This window comes from Ruegeria sp. K7 (assembly GCF_056531785.1).
Genome location: NZ_JBQFMJ010000049.1, coordinates 1 through 634 on the forward strand (window position 1 = coordinate 1; position 634 = coordinate 634).

General features: G+C 51.3%; 1 protein-coding gene. It reads right to left on the reverse strand.

The genetic code is table 11. The annotated features are described in order from the left end of the window. Window positions 1-251: 251 nt before the first annotated feature. A partial coding sequence (locus tag ACR0FE_RS23620; protein WP_480594234.1) for a DUF411 domain-containing protein occupies window positions 252-634 on the reverse strand: 383 nt, incomplete at its 5' end.

The following is a 634-nucleotide window of genomic DNA, read 5'->3' on the forward strand; positions in this document are numbered from 1 at the left end:
CTGCCAGGGCCGAGTTGCGACTGGTTCATCTGTCCCGGCACCTGCAAACAACACCACTGTTGAGCGCAGATCAAATCCAACAGTACAGCATTCTAAGAGGGTATGCGAACGACCCGTGCTCCAATGTGCCCGAAGGCCACGACCCAGCCATGTGGAAAAAACACAACGGTTGCAGCTGAATCCTTTTGAAATCAGCGCAAACTAATGTTGGACATGGAGCTGGGAAATCTGATTGCCCTTAATCCAATCTCTCAGCTGTGTCGAGCAAACACACTCGTCGTCCCATCCAGACCAACGAGCAAGGTTTCATAAGGTTCTCGTTCGTCTGAAAAATCCATGCCGGGTGAACCCATCGGCATGCCTGGAACTGTCAGGCCGAGGCCTTCAGGATGTTCGGACAAAAGTCGATTTATGTCTTCTGCCGGAACATGACCTTCGACAAAAAAGTCCCCAACAATTGCAGTGTGGCAACTGGAAAGCACATCTGAGATTTTCATTTGTTCTTTAAGCGACCACAGCTGCTCCTGTTCCACGTTCAGTGTATCGGCGCGAAATCCTGCGGAAATCAGGTGATCCACCCATGCGGCACAACAGCCGCAGGTTGGCGTCTTGTAGACTTTGATGAGTGGGGCTT